The sequence below is a fragment of the Cupriavidus taiwanensis genome (genome assembly GCF_900249755.1).
Classification (GTDB): domain Bacteria; phylum Pseudomonadota; class Gammaproteobacteria; order Burkholderiales; family Burkholderiaceae; genus Cupriavidus; species Cupriavidus taiwanensis_D.
The window spans coordinates 416,158-435,950 of record NZ_LT976854.1; the positions used below are offsets into that span (position 1 = coordinate 416,158).

Consider the following 19,793-nt stretch of genomic DNA (forward strand, 5'->3'; position numbering starts at 1 on the left):
TGTATGTTCATAAAAATATATGGGTAGGAGGGGTGGGCGTCAATTCAGGGGGAACCCTATGGGCTTAATGCGGTTCAGTGGGGTGGTAATCAAGCGCTACCGTCGTTCCCGCGCAGGCGGGAATCCAGCGTCTTTTTTAGAGCCATGCCATGGCATTCGGGGCAATGCCGGCCGCTTGTCGTGCTTGGCGGGCGTGGCTGTTTCGCCGGCGTAGCCGGCGAGTCACTTTTTGGCCGAGCGCCAAAAAGTAACCAAAAAGCGCGTCGCCTGTGCGGCTGGCAATCAATTCCACGGCGTCAGTGGTTCGGGCGGTGGTGATTTCCGTTTGGCGTGGGTGCCCGTTCGAGCCTGCTAACGCTATGTGAGTTAGGGGTGGTGCCTGCGATAACCCACTTTTGAACGATCCCAAACTAGGGTGTAGGCAGCCTGCTGCTGGCGTCAACGCGGGGACGCCTTCGGCTGCGCTGCGCGCCGGTCCTATCGCGCGGCGTGGGCTCTGGCATGGAACGCGTCGCTGCGCTCGCTTGGCGTTGGCTGGCCGCGGACACCGGGGCTGTTTCGCTGTGGAAGGCCCCACTTCGTTGAGGCTCCCTGCCCTCACCCCCGGCCCCTCTCCCGCAGGCGGGAGAGGGGAGCAAACCAGTGGCAGTGGATGCGGGCGCGGGCGCCGGCGCCGGCGGGGCGCGCTCGAGCGCCAAGCGAGCGCAGCGACGCGTTCCGTGCCAGAGCACCCGACCTGAGATAGGGCCTGCGCAGCAGCCGTAGGCGTCCCCGCGATATGGCTAGCAGCAGGCTGCCTACACCCTAGTTGGGATTGTTCAAAAGTCGGTTATCGGAGGCGTTGTCCCTGACTCACATAGCGTTAGCAGGGTCGAACGGGCACCCACGCTAAAGGGAAATCACCACCGCGAGAACCACCAACGCCGTGAAATTGATTGCCAGCCGCATAGGCGACGCGTTTTTTGGTTACTTTTTGTCGCTCGGACAAAAAGTGACCCGCCCAGCAGGGCGGAACCAGGCGGTTCAAACGCCGACAGCATGTCACCACCAAGACAAGCCCCAAAAAAACAGCCGCACACAGCGGCCGTTCCAAAAACCACCCTGAACCCCCTCAAAGCCCCAACACAAGCTTCGCAATAATATTCCGCTGGATCTCATTGGATCCGCCGTAAATCGAAGCCTTCCGGTAGTTGAAATAACGCGGCGCCAGCACCGCCGCATAGTCCGGTCCGACGCGCGGCGGCGCCTCGCGCCCCTGCAAATGCGCCCACGTGTCCTGCACGAACGGCAGCGCCGCTGGGCCCGCTGCCTCTACCGCCAGTTCGCTTGCCGCCTGCAGCGTCTCGGTGCCTGTAAGCTTCAACATGCTGGACGCCGCCCCTATCGAGGTGCCCGACTCCACGCCCGAGAACACGCGTAACTCGACCGCTTCCAGCGCCGCCGCACGCAGGTGCAGCGCCGCCAGCTTGCGGCGGAAGGCGGGATCGTCCAGCAGCCTGCCACCGTCATCGCCAGGCTGCTCCGCCGCGATCTCCGCGATCTTCGACAACTGCTTGCGCAGCATCGGGCTATACGTGCCGCCGCGCTCGAACTCGAGCAGGTACTTGGCATAGGTCCAGCCCTTGCCTTCCTCGCCGATGCGGTTGGCCACCGGCACCCGCACGTTCTCGAAGAAGACCTGGTTCACCTCCTGCTGGCCGGGCATGGGGCCATCGAGCGTCGGCAGCGCAGACACCGTGATGCCGGGCGTGTGCATGTCCAGCAGCAGGAACGAGATCCCTTCCTGGCGCTTCGATTCGCGGCTGGTGCGCACCAGGCAGAACATCCAGTCGGCCCATTGCGCGTGCGTGGTCCAGATCTTGGAGCCGTTCAGGATGTAGTGCTCGCCATCGCTGTCGGTGCCGTGGTCGGCGCGCAGCTGCAGCGACGCCAGGTCGGAGCCGGAGTTGGGCTCGGAATAGCCCTGGCACCACCAGACGTCAGAGCTGAGGATGGGCGGCAGGAAGCGCTGTTTCTGCTCGGGCGTGCCGTACTTCATGATCACCGGCGCCACCATCTTCAGGCCCATCGGCGACACCGGCGGGCAGCCCGCGGCGGCCAGTTCGGACTGGAAGATAAAGCGTTCGGCCGCGCTCCAGCCCGGGCCGCCGTATTCCCTGGGCCAGTTCGGCGCGGCCCAGCCGCGCGCGTGCAGCGCCTTCTGCCAGCGCACCTGTCCGGCCTTGTCGAGGTAGCCGTTCTTGGACTGCGCCATCATCGCGCGCAGGTCGGCGTCATAGGCCTGGGCGATCCAGGCGCGCACTTCTTTGCGGAACTGCTGGTCTTGCGGGGAGAGATCGAGATGCATCGACGGGCCTCGCTGGGTAATCGGTCTTGAATCGGGGTGGCTTCAGGCCGCGGCCCGGGCGGGATAGAGCAGGTCGGCGTAGCGGCGCAGGTGGTGCTCGGCCGAGCCCATCTGCAGGTCGATCGCGGTGACGCGCTTGAAGTAGTGGCCCACGGCCAGTTCCTCGGTCACGCCCATGCCGCCGTGGATCTGCACCGCGCCCTGGCCGACGAAGGCGCCGGCCTGGCCGGCCTGGATCTTCGCGGCGCACGCGGCCTGCGCGCGCACGGGCGCAGCGCTGGCGGCCTGCATCGCGGCCACCTGGGTCAGTGCCACCGATTGCTCCAGCTGCATGTACATGTCGGCCATGCGATGCTGCAGCACCTGGAAGGTGCCGATCGGCACGCCGAACTGCTTGCGCTGGCGCGCGTAGTCGATGGTGTCGGCGAGCATGCGCGCCATCGCGCCGTTGGCTTCGGCGGCCAGCGCGATCATGGCGTGGTCGCACAGCTGCTCGATCAGCGCCAGGGCCTCTCCCTCTTCGCCGATGCGCTGGCTGGCCGGCACCTGCACGTTGTCGAGCAGCACTTCGGCGGCGCGCTGGCCGTCGAAGGTGGGATATTCGCGCAGCGTCACGCCCGGCGTGTCGCGCGCGATCCAGAACAGGCTGATGCCGCCGTGGTCCCGGCGCGCGCCGCTGCTGCGCGCGCTGACCAGCAGGTGCGAGGCGAACGGCGCGCCGGCGACGGCGTGCTTGTGGCCGCTGAGCCGGTAGCCGTCGCCAACGCGCGTCGCGCTGGCCTGCACGTCGTGCCGGCAATAGCGGCTGGCGGGCTCGGCATGGGCCCAGCCCACGGTGGCCTCGCCGCCGATGATGGCCGGGAGCCACTGCGCGGCCAGTTCGGGGCTGCCGTGCAGCAGCGCGCCGCCGCCCAGCACCACGGTGCCCAGGTATGGCTCCAGCACCAGGTGGCGGCCCAGCTGTTCCATCACGATCATGTGCTCGACGGCGCCGCCGCCGAGTCCGCCGAGCTGCTCAGGGAAGCCTGCGCCCAGGATACCCAGGTCGCGGGCAAACGCGCGCCAGCACTCCGGGCGCCAACCCGCCGCGGACTGTGACGCCGCGCGGCGGGCTTCGAAATCATAGTGATCGGCCAGGTAACGCGCGAGCGTGTCGCGCAGCATCGACTGTTCTTCGCTGAACTGGAAATCCACCTTGGCTCCTTCGGATAAGGGTGAGGCGTGATGGCGGTAGTCTGGCGGCCATCTTCCGGCCAGGGTGCCCGGCGGCGCATCGTCGCATCGGACGAAGCTGCGCCGGCGAGCGCAAGCGCCTTCAATTGCGGCGCTGCGGCAAAACGTGCCCGTGCCGCTTCGTCGCTTCCGACGATGGTTGAACCGGCCAGGGTTCCGAGAATGCGGGATCGGCATCCGCCGACTCCACCACCCCAGTCGAGGAGTTCCACGCCATGCATCCGCACATCCACGCGCAGCGCACGCCCGACAAGCCAGCCGTCATCATGGGCGGCAGCGGCGCGGTCGTTACCTACCGCGAGCTGGACCAGCGCTCGAACCAGGTCGCCCACCTGTTCCGCAAGCTCGGCCTGCAGCCCGGCGACCGCGTGGCCTTCATGGTGGAGAACCACCCGCGGCTGTTCGAGCTGTGCTGGGGCGCCCAGCGCAGCGGCATCGTCTATATCTGCCTGAGCACGCGCCTGAACGCGGCCGACGCGGCCTATATCGTCAACGACAGCGGCGCGCGCCTGCTGGTCACCACGCACGCGCAGGCGGAAATCGCCGCGGCGCTGACCGGGCAGACGCCGGCGTTGCAGGGCCGCCTGATGCTGGACGGCACGGTGCCGGGCTATGACAGCTATGAAGACGCGCTCGCCGGGTGCCCGGCAACGCGCATTGACAACGAAGTGACCGGCGGCGACATGCTGTATTCGTCCGGCACCACCGGCCGGCCCAAGGGCGTGTACGCGCCCCCGTCCAGCCCCGACATCGAGGTGCCGACGACGCTGACCACCCTGTGCCAGCACCTCTACGGCTTCGATGCCGACACGCGCTACCTGTCGCCGGCGCCGCTGTACCACGCGGCGCCGCTGCGCTACACCATGACGGTACAGGCGCTGGGCGGCACCGTGGTGGTGATGGAGCATTTCGATGCCGAGCAGTTCCTGCGGCTGGTGCAGCAACACCGCATCACGCATACGCAGCTGGTGCCGACGATGTTCTCGCGCATGCTCAAGCTGCCCGAGGCGCAGCGCCAGGGCTATGACGTGTCGTCGCTGCGCGTGGCGATCCACGCCGCGGCGCCATGCCCGGTGCAAGTGAAGGAAGCGATGATCGCGTGGTGGGGGCCGGTGATCTGGGAGTACTACGCCGGCACCGAGGGCAACGGCGTGACCGTGGTCAACACGCCGGAATGGCTGCAGCGCAAGGGCACGGTGGGGCGGGCCATGGTGGGCAAGCTGCGCATCTGCGGGCCGGACGGCGCGCTGCTGCCGCCGGGCGAGCCGGGCACGATCTACTTTGCCGAGGGCCGCGCTTTCGCGTACCACAACGACGAGGCCAAGACCGCCGAGACGCGCCATCCGCAGCATCCGGACTGGAGCACCATCGGCGATGTCGGCTATGTCGACGCCGATGGCTACCTGTACCTGACCGACCGCAAGGCCAACATGATCATCTCGGGCGGGGTCAACATCTACCCGCAGGAGGCCGAGAACCTGCTGATGACGCATCCCAAGGTGATGGATGTCGCCGTGATCGGCGTGCCCAACGACGACTTCGGCGAAGAGGTCAAGGCGGTGGTGCAGCCGGCCGACATGGGCCAGGCGGGGCCCGAGCTGGCCGCCGAACTGATCGCGTTCTGCCGCGCCAACCTGTCGGCCATCAAGTGCCCGCGCACGGTGGACTTCGAGCCCGAGCTGCCGCGGCTGCCCACCGGCAAGCTGCTCAAGCGGCTGCTGCGCGACCGCTACTGGGCCGGGCACGCCAGCAAGCTGGTGTGAGGCACCGGCACACGGTGCATGGCCGCTGCCCGGCGTTTTCGCGCGGCCAGCGGTTTACGTCATAATTCCCCGCTACACCACAGCCACGGCCGCCCGCCTGCATCTTGCAGCCGGGGGCGCCTCGCGCGCCCGGCAAGGGCCGCGATGTGCGGAGACGACAAACAGCCAATGGCAAGTATCGAGGAGACCGGACGGCGCACGCCGCCACCTGCCGGCGCGGCATCGCTGGCCGCCAAGCTGCGCCCGCCGCTGCTGACCCCGTTCCAGGTCCAGCGCGCGGCGATCTGCGATGCCGTGTGCGCGGCGGGCTTCGTCAAGCTGGTGCTGGTGCGCGCACCCGCCGGCTTCGGCAAGACCACCGCCATGCTCCAGTGCCGCGCGCGGCTCGAGGCCGCTGGCGGCCGCACCGCGTGGCTGACGCTGGACCGCGCGGACAACGACGCCTCGCGCTTCCTCGGTTCGATCGAGGCCGCCATCGCGCAGGGCCTGGGCAGCGGCGGTCCGGACCGCTCCGCACCCCAAACACTGGCGCAGGATCCGGGCGAGCAGGCGCTTGCGCTGATCGACCGCCTCGCCAGCCATCACGGCGACTTCACGCTGTTCCTCGACGATTTCGAAGCGATCCAGAACGCGGCCGTGGCCGGACTGGTCTGGCAGCTGGTGGAAAGCCTGCCGCCGGGCTGCCGCGTGGTGATCGGCACGCGCTGGGTGCCCGAGACCGGGCTGGCGCGCCTGCGCGCGCGCGGCGAACTGCTCGAGATCGAACCGGCGCAGCTGCGCTTTTCCGCCGACGAGACCGCGTCGTTCCTGCGCCAGGCGCGCGGGCTGAAGCTGGAGCCGTCCGCCATCAGCGTGCTGCACCGGCGCACCGAGGGCTGGGCCACGGCGCTGTGGCTGGCGTCGGTGGCGCTGGAGCGGCGCACCCAGCCCGAGGGCTTCATTGCCGGCTTCTCGGGCTCGAACGCGGCGATTGCCGATTACCTGGTCGAAGACGTCTTCCTGCACCTGCCGGAGCCGGTGCGCGACTTCCTGCTGCGCACCTCGATCCTGGACCAGCTGTGCGGGCCGCTGTGCGATGCGGTATGCCAGCCCGCCTCCGGCAGCAGCGAGGAAATCCTGGCCTGGCTGGAGCGCGCCAACCTGTTCCTGCTGCCGCTGGAAAGCGAGCGCTATGGCGAGCGCGGCAGCGGTGCCGCGCCCGAGCAGTGGTATCGCTATCACAGCCTGTTCTCAGGTTTCCTGCGCGCGCAGCTGGCGCAGGCCATGCCCGAGGCCATGCCGCAACTGCATCTGTCAGCCTCGCGCTGGTATGAGTCGCAAGGGCGCCTGGTGCCGGCCATCGAACATGCCTTCGCCGCCGGCGCGCTGGCGCATGCGCTGCAGCTGCTCGATGGCGCCGCCGACGACCTGCTGGCGCAGGGCCGCATGCGCCTGCTGACGCGCTGGCTCGAGGCGGTGCCTGCCGATGAGCTGGCGCGGCTGCCCAAGCTGCAGATCGCGCGGGTGTGGGCGGTGTCGTTCACGCGCGGGCCGGCCGAAGCCATCGGGCTGCTGCAGCAGATTCCCACCGAGGGCGCGGCCGGCGACCTGCTCGCGCATATCCGCGCGCTGCGCCACATGCTGCTGAACATGATGGACCGCTTCGACGACGCGCGCGCCTTCGCCCGCAACGAGCTGCCGCCGTTGCCGATGGGCTATGCCTTTCCCGATGCGATCCTGGCCACCTCGATGGCGCGGCTGGCCGCGGTGGCCGGCGATTATCCCGAAGCGCGCCGGCTGCTGCAGGTGGCGCGCCACGCGGTGCGGGGCTCGGACAGCAATTTCAACAAGATCTTCTCGGAAGCGGTCGAAGGGCTGATCGATCTGCGCCAGGGGCGGCTGCAGCAGGCGCTGGCGCGCTTTCGCATCGCCGCCAGCACCATGCTGCCGAACCGCTTCGGGCCCACCAACGGCAACGCCATGGCCGGCATCCTGCTGGCCGAGGGCCTGTACGAGAGCGGCGATTCCGAACGTGCCAGCCGCCTGCTCAACGTCTACCTGCCGCTGTCGCGCGACCTCGGCCTGCCCGACCAGATCATCACCGGGCATGCGGTGCTGGCCCGCATCGCCTTCGAGCGCCGCGAGACCGACCAGGCCCACGAGTGGCTGGCGCAGCTCGAAGCGCTGGGGCACCATCGCGGCCTGACCCGGCTGGTGATGGCGGCGATGCTGGAGCGCGCCCGGCTGGCGCTGCGCCAGGGCAATGTGCACGCCGCGCAAGAAGCGATCGAGCGCGCCGCCGATCCGGCGCTGTGGCGCACGCGCCCGGGCGTCAGTTCATTTGCCAGCGATGTCGAGGACATCACGCTCGGCCGGCTGCGGCTGGACCTGTACGCGCGCCCCGGCACGCCGGTGCGCGAGGCCATCGAGCGCGAACTGGCGGCGGCCGCCGGCAACCAGCTGATGCGCCGCGCGCTCAAGCTGCGCATCCTGCTGGCGCAGGCATGGCAGCGCACCGGCGACGGCGCGCATGCGCTGGTGGTGATGGGCGAGGCGCTGCGCTTCGGCGCGGCCGAAGGCTTTGTCCGCATCTTTGCCGACGAGGGCGACGATGTGCGCCGGCTGGTGGCCGACGCCTGCGCGCGCCAGTCGGCCAGCCTGCCGCCCCCTTACGTCGAGAAGCTGCTGCAGGCCTGCGGCCAGGCTGCCGCGGAGCCGACTGGCGGCGCTGGCCGGCCCGCGCCGCCGGCGCTGGTGGAGCCGCTGACGCCGAAGGAGCAGAAGGTGCTGCACCTGCTGGCCGAGGGCTACTCGAACGTCGCCATGGCCGAGCGCCTGTTCGTGTCCGAGACCACGGTGCGCACGCACCTGCGCAATATCAGCGCCAAGCTGCACGCCAGCAACCGCACCCAGGCGGTGGCGATTGCGCGCCAGCTCGGGCTGCTCTAGACCGCCAAGCGCGGCCGGCTCAAACGCCCAGAAATTCGGTGAATTCCGCCAGCGGCGCGCGCTCGGCGCGCAGGCGGTTGGCGGGCGCCTCGGGGTCTTCGTAGCCGATCGCCATGCCGCTGAACAGCATCCGTTCGGCGGGCAGCGACAGGAACGCCGCGATGGTCTGCGGATACATCGCCCAGCACTCTTGCGCGCAGCTGTCCAGCCCTTCTTCGCGCAGCAGCAGCATCACCGTCTGCAGGTACATGCCCAGGTCCGACCACTGCGGCGGGCCCATGCGCCGGTCCACCGTGCAGAACAGCGCCAGCGGCGCCCCGAAGAAGGTGAAGTTGCTGGCGAACTGCGCCAGCCGCCGGGCCTTGTCCTCGCTCGGGATGCCGAGGTGGTGGTAGAGCGCCTCGCCCACCTGGAAGCGGCGCTCGCGGTAGGGCGAGACCAGCTCGCGCGGGTAGATGTCGTATTCGCGCGCTTCGCCGGTGGGGGCCTGGGAAACGCGCTCGCGCATGATGCCGCGCAGCCGTTCCAGCGCCTCGCCGCCGACCACATGGATATGCCAGGGCTGCAGGTTGCCGCCGGACGGGGCGCGCGCGGCGGCGTCGAGCACGCGGCGGATGGTATCGGGCGCGACGGCCCGGGGCAGGAAGCCGCGGACGGACTTGCGGCTGGCGACGGCCTGGCTGACTTTCATGCGGATTTCCGGAAAAGTTGATCGACGGGCGCGCTTCAGATGAAGGGCGGCTCGCTGGTCCAGTCGAAGAAGTCCGGCATGTCCTGCGACACGGTCTCGGGGAACGCGGCGGGGCGCTTTTCCAGGAAGGCGCTGACGCCTTCCTTCACGTCGGCGGAGCGGCCGCGCGACTGGATCGCGCGGCTGTCCAGCTTGTGCGCTTCCATCGGGTGGCTGGCGCCGGCCATGCGCCAGATCAGCTGGCGCGAGATTGCCACCGAGACCGGCGCGGCATTGGCGGCGATCTCGCGCGCAATCGCCTGCGCTGCCGGCAGCAGGTCTTCGGGTGCGTGCAGCGAGCGCACCAGGCCGCGTTCATGCGCCTCCTGCGCCGTGAACACGCGGCCGGTATAGCACCATTCCAGCGCGGTCGAGATCCCGACCACGCGCGACAGGAACCACGACGACGCCGCTTCCGGCGTGATGCCGCGGCGCGCAAAGACAAAGCCGAACTTGGCGTCGGTCGACGCCAGCCGGATATCCATCGGCAGCTGCATGGTCACGCCCACGCCGACCGCGGCGCCGTTGACCGCGGCGATCACCGGCTTGAGGCTGCGGAAGATGCGCAGCGACACGCGCCCGCCGCCGTCGCGATGGGCGGTGTCCGGGCTGGCGCCGTAGCGCTTTTCGAAATCGAAGGTGGAGCTGCCGCCGGACAGGTCGGCGCCGGCGCAGAAGGCGCGGCCCGAGCCGGTGACGATCACCGCGCGCACGTTGTCGTCGGCATCGGTGGCGTCGAACGCGGCGATCAGCTCGTGCATCATCTGCGCGGTGAAGGCGTTGAGCTGGTCGGGGCGGTGCAGGGTGATGGTGGCGACACCGTCTGCAACGGCGTAGCGCAGGGTTTCGAACGAAGGCGTGGCTGGCGTCATGCGGGGCTCCTGCTGGGAGATGGGAGGGATGCCGGAGAATGCCGGAAGCTTTCGGGTGAGGGCGCCGGCAGCGGGGCTCGCCCAACACTAGTGCAGATTGCGCCGCCCGCAATCGTCGCTTCCGACGAGGCTGCGACGGCGCACGCCGCCGTAGACTGGCGTGGATCAAGCGGCAGGGCCGGCACCTCGCAGTACCGCCGTGCCTGCCGCCGCCACAGACAGCAAAAGGACCACCATGAAGACACGCATCACCGAACTGCTTGGCATTCGCTACCCCATCATCCAGGGCGGCATGCAATGGGTTGGCTACGCCGAAATGGCCTCGGCCGTTTCCAACGCGGGCGGCCTGGGCATCCTGACGGCGCTGACGCAGCCCACGCCCGAGGACCTGGCCGACGAGATCCGCCGCTGCCGCGACATGACCGACAAGCCGTTCGGCGTGAACCTGACCCTGCTGCCGTCGATCAACCCGCCGCCGTATGCGCGCTACCTCGACGTCATCATCGAAAGCGGCATCAAGGTGCTGGAGACCGCCGGCAACAACCCCAAGGAACATATCGCGCGGGCCAAGGCCGCGGGCATCAAGGTGATCCACAAGTGCGTGGCGGTGCGCCATGCGCTGTCGGCCGAGCGGCTGGGCGTGGATGCGGTCTCGATCGACGGCTTCGAGTGCGCCGGCCATCCGGGCGAGGACGATGTGCCCGGCATGGTGCTGATCCCCCAGGCGGTGCGCAAGCTGTCGATCCCGGTGATCGCCTCCGGCGGCATCGCCGACGGCCGCGGCATGGCGGCGGCGCTGGTGCTGGGCGCCGAGGGCGTCAACATGGGCACGCGCTTCTGCGCCACGCGCGAGGCGCCGATCCACGACAACGTCAAGCAGGCGCTGGTGCAGGCCAGCGAGCGCGACACCAACCTGATTTTCCGCACCCTGCACAACACCGCGCGCGTGCTGAAGAACGCCGTGTCGGACGAAGTGGTGAGCATCGAACGCCGTCCCGGCGGCGCGCAGTTCGAGGACGTCAAGCACCTGGTTGCCGGCGTGCGCGGCAAGGCCGCGCTGAAGGCGGGCGAGACCGATGGCGGCATCATCAGCGCCGGCCAGTGCGTAGGCCTGATCGACGACGTGCCCAGCTGCGAGGAACTGATCGCGCGCATGGTCGCCGACTGCCGCGAGCACCTGAGCGTGGCCTCGCGCTACTTTGCCTGACGCCATGGCCGAGGCGGAAATCGAAGCGGCGCTGGCCCGCGCCATCGCCGCGCCCGCTGAAGCCGGCGCCGACGTGCCGGAGGGCTTTGTCCCGCTGCGCCGGATGCGCGGCTACATGGCCGGCTTCGGCCAGCTCTACCTGCATGCCGAACGCCGCACGCTGGCGGTGCGCATCGACGAGAGCCACCTGAACAACCTGGGCATCCCGCACGGCGGCATGCTGGCGACGCTGGCCGATACCGCCATCGGCATGATGATGTCGCTGGAATGCGGCCGTGACAGAAGCGCGGTGACGGTCAACCTGAGCCTCGACTACCTCGATTCGGCGCGCCTGGGCGACTGGGTCGAGGCCCGCGTCGAGTTCGACAAGCTCGGCTCGCGGCTGCGCTACGGCACCTGCCGGCTGTTCAGCGGCGAGCGCTGCCTGCTGCGCGCCACCGCGATCTTCGCGGTGCTGGCGCCGCGCGCCTGAGCGGTGCGGCAACTTCGTCGCTTCCGACGACGCTGGCCGCCACCCGCGGCGCAACAATAGCCTTCGACGCTGCCGGCACCCGTGCCGGCATCCCGCACAACACCACGGCTGCGCAGGCGGCCTGCACCGAACCAAGGAGATCACATGGCAGAGGCATATATCGTCGCGGCGGTCCGTACCGCCGGCGGCCGCAAGGGCGGCAAGCTGTCGGGCTGGCATCCGGCCGACCTGGCGGCACAGGTGCTCGACGCGCTGGTCGAGCGCACCGGCGCCGATCCGGCGCTGGTCGAAGACGTCATCATGGGTTGCGTGAGCCAGGTCGGCGAGCAGGCCGGCAACGTGGCGCGCAATGCCATCCTGGCCTCGCGCCTGCCGGAAAGCGTGCCGGGCACCTCGGTCGACCGCCAGTGCGGTTCGTCGCAGCAGGCCCTGCACTTTGCCGCGCAGGCGGTGATGTCGGGCGCGATGGACATCGTCATCGCCGCCGGCGTGGAAAGCATGACGCGCGTGCCGATGGGCCTGTCGTCGCAGCTGCCGGCCAAGAACGGCTTCGGCGTGCCCAAGAGCCCCGGCGTCGAGGCGCGCTACCCCGGCGTGCAGTTCAGCCAGTTCACCGGCGCCGAGATGATCGCGCGCAAGTACGATCTGTCGCGCGAGCAGCTGGATGCCTACGCGCTGCAGAGCCACCAGCGCGCCATCGCCGCGACCAAGGCGGGCCGCTTCAGCGCCGAGATCCTGCCGGTGGAAGTGCGCACCGCCGACGGCGCCAATGGCGAGATGCACACCACCGACGAAGGCATCCGCTACGACGCCACGCTGGAAAGCATCGGCAGCGTCAAGCTGATCGCCGAAGGCGGCCGCGTGACCGCCGCTTCCGCCAGCCAGATCTGCGACGGCGCCGCGGGCCTGATGGTGGTCAACGAGGCCGGCCTGAAGAAGCTGGGCGTGAAGCCGCTGGCGCGCGTGCACAGCATGACCGTGATCGGCCATGACCCGGTGGTGATGCTGGAAGCGCCGCTGCCGGCCACCGAAGTGGCGCTCAAGCGCGCGGGCCTGCGCATCGGCGATATCGACCTGTTCGAAGTCAACGAAGCCTTCGCGCCGGTGCCGCTGGCCTGGCTCAAGGCCACCGGCGCCGATCCCGAGCGCCTGAACGTGCATGGCGGCGCGATCGCGCTGGGCCATCCGCTTGGGGGCTCCGGCGCCAAGCTGATGACCACGCTGGTGCATGCGCTGCATACGCATGGCAAGCGCTACGGCCTGCAGACCATGTGCGAAGGCGGCGGACTGGCCAACGTGACCATCGTCGAGCGCCTGTAATCCGGCGACGCGGCGAGACCGAGTAGTAAAGGGAGAAGGACCGGCGGCGCGGGCATGTCAAAGTGCCCGCGCCAGCAGCCGGAGCAGGAAAAAGAAGGGCCGCGGAATCGCGGCCATTGTCATTTGGGAGGCAGAAAACGCTGAATCAGGCGAAGGTCACGGCGCTGCGCCGGTCGGCGCGTTCGAGGTGGGGCACGTTGTTGAAGCTCAGCAGGCGCTGCACGCCGCGGCCGACGATGATCTCGCAGAACGCGGTATTGCGGAACTGCAGGTTCATCTCGATCGCGGCCTGCGCCGGCGCGCCGAGCAGGTCCGCGGTGGCGCGGCCGATGGCGCCGCCCGAGCTGACCACCAGGATTGCATCTTCGCGCGTGGTGCCCTCGCTGGCCTGCGCCAGCGCGCCGGCAATGCGCGCGCCGAAGTCGGCCCAGCTCTCGGGCATTTCGGCCAGCCCGTCCTGCGTCCAGGCCGCATAGGCGGCGCGGAAGGTGCGCCAGTAGTCGTTGTAGTCGGTGTTCTGGTGGGCGAGGTGGTCGGCGCCGCGGGTGTGGCAGCGGTACAGCGCCTCGCCGTCGTATTCGTTCAGGCCGGAATGCGAGATCACCGCGGCCTGCGGCTGCCCCATGCCGGCCAGGATTTCGGTGGCGGTATCCTGCTGGCGCACCAGCGTGCCGGCCACGACCCGGCTGAAGCGGATCTCGCGCTCGGCGAAGTATTCGCCCAGCCAGCGCGCCTGCTGGCGGCCCGTGGGCGACAGGCAGTCATAGTTGGCGGCGCCAAACGAGGCTTGTCCGTGCCGGACGAGGAAAAGCGTGGCCATGAGCGGTCCCGATAAGCATTGAGGCGGATAGGGCTGCCTCGGCGCGGGGCCGGGCGTGGGCACATTCTATGGAGCGCCGGTGCTACCGCCAAGCAAGCGCCGCGCAATTCATAGCAGCCATGGCCCGGCTGCATTACCCGGCCAGGTTCAGGCCGCCTCTGCCAGGGGAACGCCGAGATAGCCCGCCATCAGGCGGTTCAGCTCGGTGATCAGCCGCTCGTCGTCAAGGTGCAGCGGGCCGGAATCATTGAGCACGGCATTGACCAGCACGCTGAACACGGCCTGCATGGCAAAGCGCACACGCAACTCGGCCGTCTCGGCGGGCAGCGGCAGCCGGGGCACCAGCAACTGCACCATGCGTTCAACGATCGCTTCACCGTTCTGGCGGTGGGGCAGCCATTCCTCGGGGCGGGTGGCGGCATGGCGCAGCGATGCGCGCATCACGCCGCGGTTGGCCAGCGTGCCGAGCACCATGAATCGGGCGGCCTTTTCCAGCAGCACCGGCGTGGCGACATCTTCCCAGCGTTCCTGTGCCAGGTAGCGGTCGATCGAGGCCGAGGTTTCTTCCATCACCATTGCGCGCAGGGCCTCGAAATAGGCCATCTTGTCGCGGAAGCGGCCGTAGAACGCGCCGACCGATACCTGGCACGCGGCAGCGATCTGGGCCACCGACACCGCGGCAAAGTCGCGCGTCGCAAGCAGCTCGCGGCCCGCGCCCAGCAAGGCCTGTTCGGTCTCGCGGGCACGGCGCTGGCGCGGCGGCTGCAGGATCGAGGGGGTGTCGATACGGGGGAAGGAAGCGCTGGCGGGGAAGCTGGAAGGCGTCGCTGACATGGTCATATTTCCGTATTCGAATTCGGATTCGAATTTGAAAATACCGGTGCGCACCGCAACGCGTCAAGGGGTTTTGTCGGTTTGCCCTGCAATTGGTCCGCCCGGATGCCGTGCGGCGCACGACGGTGCGAGCCGCGTGCCTTGCGCTGTGCCGGGCACATCAATCAGAACATTCTGAATGCGAGCACGAGAAGGTGACGGTTCAGCCGAAGCGCGGGCTCAGTTCGTCGCGCATCCAGTCGATAAAGGCGCGGGTGCGCGCCGGCAGCAGCCGCGCGTGGGGATAGATCAGCGACAGCGGCCACGCCGGCAGTTCGAAATCTTCCAGCACGATGCGCAGCTTGCGTTCTTCCACCAGTTGCGCGACCTGGTACGACAGGAAATGGCCGAAGCCGGCACCGGCAGCACAGGCGGCCACGGCGGGCGCGGTCTGGTTGAACTCCAGGTTGCCCGAGACCGGCACATGGAACTCGCGTTCGCCGTCGCGGAACGACCACCAGTGCGCATGGTTGCCGGTGAAGCGCAGGCAGTTGGCGCTTGCCAGGTCGTCCGGGTGGCGCGGCACGCCGTGCTTGCGCAGGTAGGCCGGTGTGGCGACCACCACGCGGCGGATGTGCCCGACCGATTGCGCCACCAGCGTGGAGTCCGCCAGCGGGCCGATGCGCACGCCCACGTCCAGGTCTTCCTCGAGCAGGTTCACCACGCGGTCGGTGAATTCCATGCGGCAGCGCACGCGCGGATAGCGCTGCACGAAGCGCGTCACCGCCGGCGCTACGTACATCTGCCCGAACAGGACCGAGGCGGTCAGCGTGAGCTGGCCGCTGGGCTCGACATGGCTGTCGCTCAGTCCGGCTTCGATTTCGTCGATATTGGCCAGGATGCGCCGGCAGCCGTCCAGGTAGCTGCGGCCCTCGGCGGTCAGCGACAGCCGCCGCGTGGTGCGGTTGAGCAGCCGCACCTGCAGCTCGGATTCCAGCGCCGCCAGCGTACGCACCACCGCCGGCAGCGAGGTATGCAGCGACGCCGCGGCGGCCGTCAGGCTGCCTTCGTCGACGATCCGCACAAAGGTCTGCATCGCACGTAGCTTGTCCATGGCGCCAGACATTACTCCATTTTCCGGAGTAGTCAAATACCAATGACCCCATTTATTCCAGGCTGGCCGGCGCCGAGAATCCGTCCATACCAACCGCTCAGGAGAGTGCCATGCAACAGACCCATCCCCCCGCAGTGCCGGCCAGGCCGCTGGTGCTGTACCGTTCGCCGCTGTCCGGCCACGCGCATCGCGCCGAGCTGATGCTGGGGCTGCTGGGCTTGCCCTACCGGCTGGTGGACGTCGACCTGCGCGGCGGCGAGCAGCGCGGCGAGGCCTTCCTGCGCCTGAACCCGTTTGGCCAGGTGCCGGTGCTGGACGACGACGGCGTCGTGCTGGGCGATTCCAACGCAATCCTGGTCTACCTGGCCACGCGCTATGACGACGGCCGCTGGCTGCCGCGCGATCCGGTCGGCGCGGCGCGCGTGCAGCGCTGGCTGTCGGTGGCCGCCGGCGAGATTGCGTTCGGCCCGGCCGCGGCGCGCCTGGGCGTGCTGTTCGGGCGGCCGGTGCCGATGGAAGATGCCGTCGCCCGCGCGCAGCGGCTGTTCACACTGATGGAGTCGGTGCTGGCCGCGGGCACGTTCCTGGCCGCCGACCACGCCACCATTGTCGATGTGGCCGCGTACAGCTATATCGCCCGCGCCGAGGAAGGCAACGTGCCGCTGGCGCCGTACCCCGCGCTCAACGCCTGGCTGCGGCGCGTGGAAGCCTTGCCCGGGTTCGTGCCGATGCTGGTATCGCAGCCCAGCCTGGCCGCCTAACCGTTGCCGCCGGCGCGCGCGCCAGGCCATTCACGTTTCGAAGGAGCCGATCATGGACCTGCCCACCTGGCCGCATGCCGGCCTGCCTTTCCACGCCGGCGAACTCGCCGCGCAGCAGCGCGCCGGCAAGCGCGAGCGCATGGCCGCGGCGGGTCCGCGCGTGATCCGTGGCGAGATGCCGGAACAGCACCGCACGTTCTTCGCGCAACTGCCGTTCCTGCTGGCCGGCGCGGTCGACGCCGACGGCATGCCATGGGCCACGCTGCTGGTCGGGCCGCCGGGGTTTGCGCAAACGCCGGACGCCACGCACCTGCGCATCGACGCCGTGCCGCTGCCCGGCGATCCGCTGGCAGCGGCGCTGGAGCAGGGCGCGCGCATCGGGCTGCTCGGCATCGAGCTGCCGACGCGCCGGCGCAACCGCATGAACGGGATCATCGTGGCGCGCGACGAGGGCGGGATGACGGTCCAGGTCGAGCAGAGCTTCGGCAACTGCCCGCGTTATATCCAGTTGCGCGACGTCGCCGCTGCCGAGCCAGCCGCCGCGCCCGCGACCTGGCACGGCGACGCGCTCGACGCGCAGGCCAGCGCGTGGCTGCGCGGCGCCGATACGCTGTTCATCGCGTCCAGCCATACGGTGTCGCCGCAGGGCGAGGGCAAGCATACCGGCGGTGTCGACGTTTCGCACCGCGGCGGCAAGCCTGGCTTTATCCGCGTGGACGATGACCAGACCCTGACGTTTCCCGATTTCAACGGCAACAACTTCTTCAACACGATCGGCAACCTGCTGGCCGACCCGCGTGCGGGCATCGTGGTGCCGGATTTTGCCGACGGTTCGCTGCTGCATGTGGGCGGTCGCGCGGAAGTGATCTGGGAAGGCGCGGAACTGGCCGCCTACGCCGGCGCGGAGCGGCTGGTGCGGCTGCATGTCGAACGCGTGGTGCGGCGCGAGCGCGCGCTGCCGCTGCGCTTCGCCTTCCGGGAGATGTCGCCCGTGCTGGCCGATACCGGTGCGTGGCCTGAACGCTGAGCTGGTGGGGATCCAGGCGGCGGCTGTGTTCAGCCGCGCCCCCGATACTTGAGCGCGGCGCAGCGCCCGGCCAGCGCGGTGATGCAGCAGGCATCGCCGCGCCACTCGCCGCCGGTGATGATGCCGGCGGGGTCCGCTACCAGCTTGCGCTGGCACTGCCCCGGCACCGGCGTGCGCTCCATGCCGGCATCGCGCGGGCCGCTGCCCGGCGGCCGCGCGACCGGCACGGTGTCGGTCCAGATGTAGGCGGTGCCGGCGGGAAGGGCCTGCACGGCCTGCGGCGGACCCCACTGGCGCTTCGCTTCATCGACCGGAACGCGCTTCCAGGAATCGATGATGTCTTGCATCGCATTGCTACTGAGTCCGGCGCAAGCTGCCGCGACGGCCGCTGCGCACAGGGCAGCGGCCCGCGCACGCCTGCCTGCGCCGTTACGGGCGGCAGACGCAAGTCGGGATGGATTGGCAGGCATGGGCGGCTCCACATCGGCGCAGCCGGCGGCAAGGGCCGGTGTGATGGAGACTAGGGGAAGCGTCACATCGTCTGCAAGCGGCTTGTGGGGGCTGGCGTACAGACGGCCCGGGCCCGCGGCCGGGCAGCCTCAATCCGCAAACAAGCCCAGGGTTTGCTGCCCCGCGCTGGCGGAAGACCTGCGCGCGACATGCCCCGGAAGCGCGCGTGCCGGACGCGAGTCTTCAACTGGCAAGTCCGGCGCGGTCAGGGCGAAAGCCCGCTGCACGGACAGGGGCACCGCGCCCGGCATCCACTGCTCCCGGCGCGGCGCCAGGATCTGGTACGTGTCGAGGTCGAAATGCGCGGGGGCGGCGGCCAGCGCGCCGGCTTCTTCCAGCGTGGGCGCGCAGCCCAGGTAGCACCACTCGTCAACCACATGCCACCATGCGCGCGCGCCGTGCTGCTCGCGCCAGGCTACCGGGCCGTCGAATGGCCATGGCACCAGTGCAATCGGCGCCAGCGCCGCGGCCAGGCGAGCACGGTGCTCGCGCGACGATTCCTCGCCGACGCAGGCACCGGCGCAGCGGTGGACTTGCCGCGCGAAGCAGGGGCTGCCACGGCGCGTGGTTTTTTCCAGCGACAGCGTGGCCATGCACAGGCCATGCTCCTCGGCCAGCGCGCGCAGTCGTGCCTCGGCCGCACCACGGCTGCCGAACACGCCGAACAGGTCGCGGTGCCGGCAGAAGTCCGTGTCGCGATCCGAACGCAGGCGCGGCACCGGCAACTGCTGCGGCAGTTCCCAGGCGTAGAGGCGCGTATTCCGGCGCAGCAGCTGGTTGTGCACCGGCTGCATGGCCTTGACGAGTTGGGCTTCCAGCAGCAGCGCGCCGGTTTCGCCACCGGTTTCGCGCCAATCGACGCGCCGAACCAGCCGCGCCAGCCGCATATCCTTGCCATACCGGTAGTCGCCGGAAAAATGCGCGCCGATGCGCTGGCGCAGATGCACGCTCTTGCCGACATAGAGCGGCACGTCCTGGTCGCCATAAAAGATATAGACGCCCGGCGCCGCGGGCACGTCTTCGAGCGCGGTTTCTTCCAGGCCGGCCGGCAGGCTGGCGCGCCGCACCAGCGTGCGCACCGCCGATTCCACCAGGTCGACCGAATACGTGGCATGGATCTTCTGCCAGAACTGCCACAGTAGCTCGGCATCTGCCAGCGCGCGGTGTCGACCCTTGGGCGTCAGGCCGAAGCGGGCGATCAGGGCATCCAGGCCATGGCGCTCCACCGACGGGAACAGCGAGCGCGAAAGCCGGACGGTACACAGCACGTCCGCCCGGAACGTCACCCCGGCGCGCCGGAACGCGTTCTTCAGGAAGCCGTAATCGAAACGTGCGTTATGGGCCACGAACAGCCGGCCCTGCAGGCGCTCCGCCAGCGATTCGGCGAGCGATTCAAAGCTGGGCTGGCCGCGCACCATGTCGTCGCTGATGCCGGTCATGCGCTGGATAAACGGCGGTATCGACATGCCGGGGTCCAGCAGGGTCTCCCATTCGACGATACCGTCCGGGCCGACTTCGACCACGCCGATCTCGGTGATGCGGTCGCGCTGGGCGTCCGCGCCGGTGGTTTCCAGGTCGACAAAGACAATAGGGCGCGACAGTGCGGCAGCCAGCGACTGGGCGTCGAGCAGGCCGGGGCCGTCCGCTGGCAGGCGCGACGGCAGGTAGGTAGGCAGGTCTTGCATCGGCAGATTTTAAGGGGCGGCCGATGGCGGCACGAAGAAGATTTCATTCACCCCTTGCCAAGCCCGTCTTCGTCGCTTACTATTCGCCCCCTCGCAACACAACGCGGCCCTGCAAGGCAGGCGCGGCAAGGGTTGCGGGGTTGGCCGGGAGGTTGGTGCAGCAAGGGATCGCGGCGCTGACGGCAGCAAAA

At 69.3% G+C, this 19,793-nt stretch carries 16 protein-coding genes; 7 read left to right on the forward strand and 9 right to left on the reverse strand.

Annotation, left to right across the window (positions count from 1 at the left end; all coding sequences use genetic code 11):
* Positions 1-1,111 precede the first annotated feature (1,111 nt).
* Positions 1,112-2,347, reverse strand: a complete 1,236-nt coding sequence (locus tag CBM2594_RS17700) for an acyl-CoA dehydrogenase family protein (RefSeq protein ID WP_116358132.1) — start codon at positions 2,345-2,347, stop codon at positions 1,112-1,114.
* A 42-nt stretch (positions 2,348-2,389) separates the two neighbouring features.
* Entirely contained in the window at positions 2,390-3,541 is a 1,152-nt protein-coding gene (locus CBM2594_RS17705) for an acyl-CoA dehydrogenase family protein (protein WP_116358133.1), read from the reverse strand.
* Positions 3,542-3,795: 254 nt separating this feature from the next.
* Here CBM2594_RS17705 and CBM2594_RS17710 point away from each other — a divergent pair, with 254 nt between their 5' ends.
* Positions 3,796-5,343 carry an AMP-binding protein gene (locus CBM2594_RS17710; protein ID WP_116358134.1) on the forward strand — a complete coding sequence of 516 codons (1,548 nt, stop codon included), beginning with the start codon at positions 3,796-3,798 and terminating at the stop codon, positions 5,341-5,343.
* 168 nt (positions 5,344-5,511) lie between these two features.
* The gene (locus CBM2594_RS17715; protein ID WP_116358135.1) at positions 5,512-8,271 is read left to right on the forward strand and encodes a LuxR C-terminal-related transcriptional regulator; all 2,760 of its coding nucleotides are present in this window, start codon (positions 5,512-5,514) and stop codon (positions 8,269-8,271) included.
* Between the two features lie 19 nt (positions 8,272-8,290).
* On the opposite strand, the gene CBM2594_RS17720 is transcribed toward CBM2594_RS17715, so the two are convergent.
* Positions 8,291-8,962, reverse strand: coding sequence for a nitroreductase (locus CBM2594_RS17720; RefSeq protein WP_116358136.1), 672 nt, complete (start codon positions 8,960-8,962; stop codon positions 8,291-8,293).
* Between the two features lie 35 nt (positions 8,963-8,997).
* Positions 8,998-9,873 carry a crotonase/enoyl-CoA hydratase family protein gene (locus CBM2594_RS17725; protein ID WP_116358137.1) on the reverse strand — a complete coding sequence of 292 codons (876 nt, stop codon included), beginning with the start codon at positions 9,871-9,873 and terminating at the stop codon, positions 8,998-9,000.
* 199 nt (positions 9,874-10,072) lie between these two features.
* Here CBM2594_RS17725 and CBM2594_RS17730 point away from each other — a divergent pair, with 199 nt between their 5' ends.
* The 3 genes from CBM2594_RS17730 (at position 10,073) to CBM2594_RS17740 (ending at position 12,872) form a co-directional block, all read left to right on the forward strand.
* Positions 10,073-11,080, forward strand: a complete 1,008-nt coding sequence (locus CBM2594_RS17730; protein ID WP_290367798.1) for an NAD(P)H-dependent flavin oxidoreductase — start codon at positions 10,073-10,075, stop codon at positions 11,078-11,080.
* Positions 11,081-11,084: 4 nt separating this feature from the next.
* Complete coding sequence (locus tag CBM2594_RS17735) at positions 11,085-11,552, forward strand: PaaI family thioesterase (RefSeq protein WP_116358139.1); 468 nt, start codon at positions 11,085-11,087, stop codon at positions 11,550-11,552.
* A 144-nt stretch (positions 11,553-11,696) separates the two neighbouring features.
* Positions 11,697-12,872 carry an acetyl-CoA C-acetyltransferase gene (locus CBM2594_RS17740; RefSeq protein ID WP_116358140.1) on the forward strand — a complete coding sequence of 392 codons (1,176 nt, stop codon included), beginning with the start codon at positions 11,697-11,699 and terminating at the stop codon, positions 12,870-12,872.
* Between the two features lie 145 nt (positions 12,873-13,017).
* Here CBM2594_RS17740 and CBM2594_RS17745 read toward each other — a convergent pair whose 3' ends face one another.
* From CBM2594_RS17745 to CBM2594_RS17755, 3 genes are all read right to left on the reverse strand, one after another.
* Positions 13,018-13,692 (reverse strand): histidine phosphatase family protein, encoded by a 675-nt coding sequence (locus CBM2594_RS17745; protein ID WP_116358141.1) that lies wholly within the window; start codon positions 13,690-13,692, stop codon positions 13,018-13,020.
* A gap of 147 nt (positions 13,693-13,839) precedes the next feature.
* Positions 13,840-14,526: a TetR/AcrR family transcriptional regulator gene (locus CBM2594_RS17750; protein WP_116359665.1), complete on the reverse strand. Its 687-nt coding sequence runs from the start codon at positions 14,524-14,526 to the stop codon at positions 13,840-13,842.
* Positions 14,527-14,728: 202 nt separating this feature from the next.
* Positions 14,729-15,631: a LysR family transcriptional regulator gene (locus CBM2594_RS17755; RefSeq protein WP_116358142.1), complete on the reverse strand. Its 903-nt coding sequence runs from the start codon at positions 15,629-15,631 to the stop codon at positions 14,729-14,731.
* A 98-nt stretch (positions 15,632-15,729) separates the two neighbouring features.
* Here CBM2594_RS17755 and CBM2594_RS17760 point away from each other — a divergent pair, with 98 nt between their 5' ends.
* Together CBM2594_RS17760 and CBM2594_RS17765 are read left to right on the forward strand one after the other, a co-directional pair.
* Positions 15,730-16,380 carry a glutathione S-transferase family protein gene (locus tag CBM2594_RS17760; RefSeq protein ID WP_116358143.1) on the forward strand — a complete coding sequence of 217 codons (651 nt, stop codon included), beginning with the start codon at positions 15,730-15,732 and terminating at the stop codon, positions 16,378-16,380.
* Between the two features lie 52 nt (positions 16,381-16,432).
* A complete protein-coding gene (locus CBM2594_RS17765) occupies positions 16,433-17,407 on the forward strand; it encodes a pyridoxamine 5'-phosphate oxidase family protein (RefSeq protein WP_116358144.1) in 975 nt (324 codons plus the stop codon).
* 29 nt (positions 17,408-17,436) lie between these two features.
* Here CBM2594_RS17765 and CBM2594_RS17770 read toward each other — a convergent pair whose 3' ends face one another.
* Positions 17,437-17,877 (reverse strand): hypothetical protein, encoded by a 441-nt coding sequence (locus CBM2594_RS17770; protein ID WP_116358145.1) that lies wholly within the window; start codon positions 17,875-17,877, stop codon positions 17,437-17,439.
* A 129-nt stretch (positions 17,878-18,006) separates the two neighbouring features.
* Positions 18,007-19,602 carry an exonuclease domain-containing protein gene (locus CBM2594_RS17775; RefSeq protein WP_116358146.1) on the reverse strand — a complete coding sequence of 532 codons (1,596 nt, stop codon included), beginning with the start codon at positions 19,600-19,602 and terminating at the stop codon, positions 18,007-18,009.
* Positions 19,603-19,793: the final 191 nt, after the last annotated feature.

Excerpts from the sequence above, each read along its gene's own strand:
- CBM2594_RS17700 (WP_116358132.1), bottom strand. The coding sequence starts at position 2,347 with ATGCATCTCGATCTCTCCCCGCAAGACCAGCAGTTCCGCAAAGAAGTG.
- CBM2594_RS17710 (WP_116358134.1), top strand. The coding sequence starts at position 3,796 with ATGCATCCGCACATCCACGCGCAGCGCACGCCCGACAAGCCAGCCGTC.
- CBM2594_RS17715 (WP_116358135.1), top strand. The coding sequence starts at position 5,512 with ATGGCAAGTATCGAGGAGACCGGACGGCGCACGCCGCCACCTGCCGGC.
- CBM2594_RS17720 (WP_116358136.1), bottom strand. The coding sequence starts at position 8,962 with ATGAAAGTCAGCCAGGCCGTCGCCAGCCGCAAGTCCGTCCGCGGCTTC.
- CBM2594_RS17725 (WP_116358137.1), bottom strand. The coding sequence starts at position 9,873 with ATGACGCCAGCCACGCCTTCGTTCGAAACCCTGCGCTACGCCGTTGCA.
- CBM2594_RS17735 (WP_116358139.1), top strand. The coding sequence starts at position 11,085 with ATGGCCGAGGCGGAAATCGAAGCGGCGCTGGCCCGCGCCATCGCCGCG.
- CBM2594_RS17740 (WP_116358140.1), top strand. The coding sequence starts at position 11,697 with ATGGCAGAGGCATATATCGTCGCGGCGGTCCGTACCGCCGGCGGCCGC.
- CBM2594_RS17745 (WP_116358141.1), bottom strand. The coding sequence starts at position 13,692 with ATGGCCACGCTTTTCCTCGTCCGGCACGGACAAGCCTCGTTTGGCGCC.
- CBM2594_RS17750 (WP_116359665.1), bottom strand. The coding sequence starts at position 14,526 with ATGTCAGCGACGCCTTCCAGCTTCCCCGCCAGCGCTTCCTTCCCCCGT.
- CBM2594_RS17755 (WP_116358142.1), bottom strand. The coding sequence starts at position 15,631 with ATGTCTGGCGCCATGGACAAGCTACGTGCGATGCAGACCTTTGTGCGG.
- CBM2594_RS17760 (WP_116358143.1), top strand. The coding sequence starts at position 15,730 with ATGCAACAGACCCATCCCCCCGCAGTGCCGGCCAGGCCGCTGGTGCTG.
- CBM2594_RS17765 (WP_116358144.1), top strand. The coding sequence starts at position 16,433 with ATGGACCTGCCCACCTGGCCGCATGCCGGCCTGCCTTTCCACGCCGGC.
- CBM2594_RS17770 (WP_116358145.1), bottom strand. The coding sequence starts at position 17,877 with ATGCCTGCCAATCCATCCCGACTTGCGTCTGCCGCCCGTAACGGCGCA.
- CBM2594_RS17775 (WP_116358146.1), bottom strand. The coding sequence starts at position 19,602 with ATGCAAGACCTGCCTACCTACCTGCCGTCGCGCCTGCCAGCGGACGGC.